Raw genomic sequence first — 3,166 nt, 5'->3', positions numbered from 1 at the left:
TAGCGTTGCGTCAAATGTAAAGGATCGCGGTAGGAATGCCCATTACTGGCCCCCCGCACACATCCCGGCGTGCCCAATTCGGGCACCGGGCTCCTACCTTCAGTGTTTGACGGCGAAACGCCGGTCCGACCACGGATGAAGAATGCGAGGTCGGGGGAGCCAGGCATCCGCGATCCGCTCGACCCGCGTCCACGTCATATGATCCTTCTGGCTGCGACGCCGAAGCGCTCGCCGCCAGAGATCCACGACGTGGTAACGGAACGCGCCAAGTGCTCGCAAGTTCGTCGGGACCGCGTTGTACGCAACGTACCCGCGAACCACCTGCCCGAGCCATTCCCCCTGCATAAGAGCGACTTTCCCGACGAACTGTGCGTCCGCTAACCGAAGCGCTGAGTGATGCGGCACGCGAATCGGCAGGAACGATCCGCTCGTATGACTTGCGCCGTTCGATGCGCACGCAACGAATCCCCCGCACGTCGCCCCGTCGCCGGCATCGATTCCGCTCCCCACGAAACGGCCGACGTCGAGTAATTCTTACTCTGCTGCACGCGCACAATCAGGAACGCTTACCGCCTTTTCCCCGCACCACACGCCCCTGTCGAAAAAAGATCATACGTATCGGTAGAAATACCGATGCTGTAGTCAAACTACATTCGTACGATTGGTCGCTGCAGAGAATCGCTACATCCGATTCGGCAGCGTCGGACGGTCCGCGTCGCCGTCCGCGTTGTTCGATCGGGCCCAACCGGCCGTAACGATTCCCCGCCTGGCCTGGCATGCCGACGCGCAACCACCCTGCATCACCAGCCGAATGCGTCCGGTGCGAATCTACCGGGCGTGCGCAGCTCCAGACATCATTCGAACAACCGGCAATACGATCATGGAGAGCAACATGCGGGACACACTCTGGCCGGCCGCCGTGCTGGCAGCGACCCTCTGCACCACCGCTTACGCAGGCAACGCCGATTTCAATGCACCGGGCGACGCCGCCGACGCGTTCGCGTCTTCCGCCGTGCAACGACGCGCCGACCTCCTCGTGCGCAAGATGACGCTCGACGAGAAACTTCAGTTCATCCATTCGCAATACGAAATGTCGAAGGTGCCGGGCGGCGGGGCCGGCTACATCCAGGGTGTGCCGCGGCTCGGCATTCCCGATCTCAACATGGTCGACTCGGCGACCGGTTCCGGCAGCACGTCGCAGGCCAGTACGACGTTTCCCGCGACGATCGCCGTCGCCGCGAGCTGGGATCGCCGCCTGTCGTACGACTTCGGCAAGCAGGTCGCGATCCAGTTGCGCGCGCAAGGGTTCGGCATGGGCCTTGCCGGCGGCACCAATCTCGCTCGCGAACCGCGCGGCGGCCGCCTGTTCGAGTATCTCGGCGAGGATCCGTTGCTCGCCGGCGACCTGCTCGCGGAGCGCACACTCGCCACGCAGCGGCAAAAGGTCATCGCGACCATCAAGCACTATGCCGGCAACGAACAGGAGCATGGCCGGATGGGCGGCAACACGCAGATCGACGAGCGCACGCTGCGCGAGCTCTACCTGCTGCCGTTCGAGATCGCCGCGAAACGCGGGCAACCCGGCAGCGTGATGTGCAGCTACAACCGCCTGAACGGCACGTATGCGTGCGAGAACAATCACCTGCTCAACGACGTACTGAAGAACGAATGGGGCTTCCAGGGTCAGGTGCAATCCGACTGGGGCGCGACGCACAGCACGGCCGCCGCGATCAACGCCGGGCTCGACGAGGAAGAGGACGTCGGGCCGTCGGTCTACCTGACGCCGGCCGCCGTCAAGCAGGCGATCGCGAACGGCTCGGTGTCGACCGCGCGCCTCGACGACATGGTGCGCCGCAAGCTGGCCGTGATGATTCGCGTCGGCGTGATGGACGATCCGGCCAAGGGCGGCGGCACGATCGACTTCGCGGCCGCGAATCGGTTCGCACAGGGGGTCGCTGAGCAGTCGATCGTACTGCTGAAGAACGACGGCAACCAGTTGCCGCTGGCGGCCGCGGCGTTATCGCGTATCGCCGTGATCGGCGGCCACGCCGACGCGGCCGTGCTGTCGGGCGGCGGCTCGGGCAACACGCGCGATCCGGTCACGGGTTCGTTCGCGGGCTGCGGCGGGCTGACGTTCGGGTCGTCGACGGGCTGCAGCTGGTGGCGCAATCCGTGGCTCAAGGTCGACGTGCCGATCGTCGCGGCGATCCGCGCGCTCGCGCCGGCGGCACAGGTCACGTTCGCGGGCAACAGCGATCAGCAGTCGCCGTTCCGCGCGTACACGCAACAGGAAATCGACCAGGCCGCGGCACTCGCCGGCCGCTCGGATGTCGCAATCGTCGTGGTCGCGCAGCCGGCTGGCGAGGATTTCGGTGACCTGCAAAGCCTGAGCCTCGCGAATCCGTCGAACCAGGATGCACTCGTCGAAGCGGTCGCGCGTGCGAATCCGCATACGATCGTCGTCGTCCAGAGCGGCAATCCGGTGCTGATGCCGTGGAAGGACAACGTGTCGGCGATCGTCGAGGCGTGGTATCCCGGCGAAGGCGGCGGCAAGGCCATCGCGAACGTGCTGTTCGGCGCGGTCAATCCGTCCGGCAAGCTGCCCGTCACGTTCCCGGCGCGCGACCAGGATTCGCCGGCGTGGGGACAAAACGGCGCGTTCGAGAACGATCCGGTCTATGCGGAGAAGCTGAACATGGGCTACCGCTGGTACGACGCGCGCAACATCAAGCCGATGTTCGAATTCGGCTACGGTCTGTCGTACACGCACTTCGCGTATTCGGGCCTGTCCGTGTCGCGGCAACGGGACGGTTCGCTGAGCGTCGCGTTTACCGTGCGCAATGACGGCCGCGTCGCCGGTGCCGAAACGCCGCAAGTCTATCTCGGCGTGCCGTACAAGGACGAACCGCCGAAGCGGCTGGTCGGCTGGGAAAAGATCCGGCTGAACCCGGGTGAGGCACGGCATGTACGCGTGACCGTGTCGCCGCGGATGCAGAGCGTGTGGGACACGTCGCGCAACGGATGGAAGGTCGTGCCGGGCGGGACGGTGTATGTGGGCGCGTCGTCGCGCGATATCCGGCTGCAGGGGAGCTGATCGGACAGCCCGGCGGCCCGCGCGCACCGGCCCGCTCGGCTGACAGGAGAAACGGGAAGCCCGGACGTCTCA

At 65.7% G+C, this 3,166-nt stretch carries 1 protein-coding gene; it reads left to right on the top strand.

Annotated elements, in window-relative coordinates:
• Positions 1-892: 892 nt before the first annotated feature.
• Positions 893-3,094, top strand: coding sequence for a glycoside hydrolase family 3 C-terminal domain-containing protein (locus ACV22V_RS32230; protein WP_223958665.1), 2,202 nt, complete (start codon positions 893-895; stop codon positions 3,092-3,094).
• Positions 3,095-3,166 lie beyond the last annotated feature (72 nt).

This window comes from Burkholderia sp. AW33-5, assembly GCF_053427615.1.
Note: the sequence above shows the minus strand (reverse complement) of the source record. Positions and strands in the feature narration are given on the sequence as shown.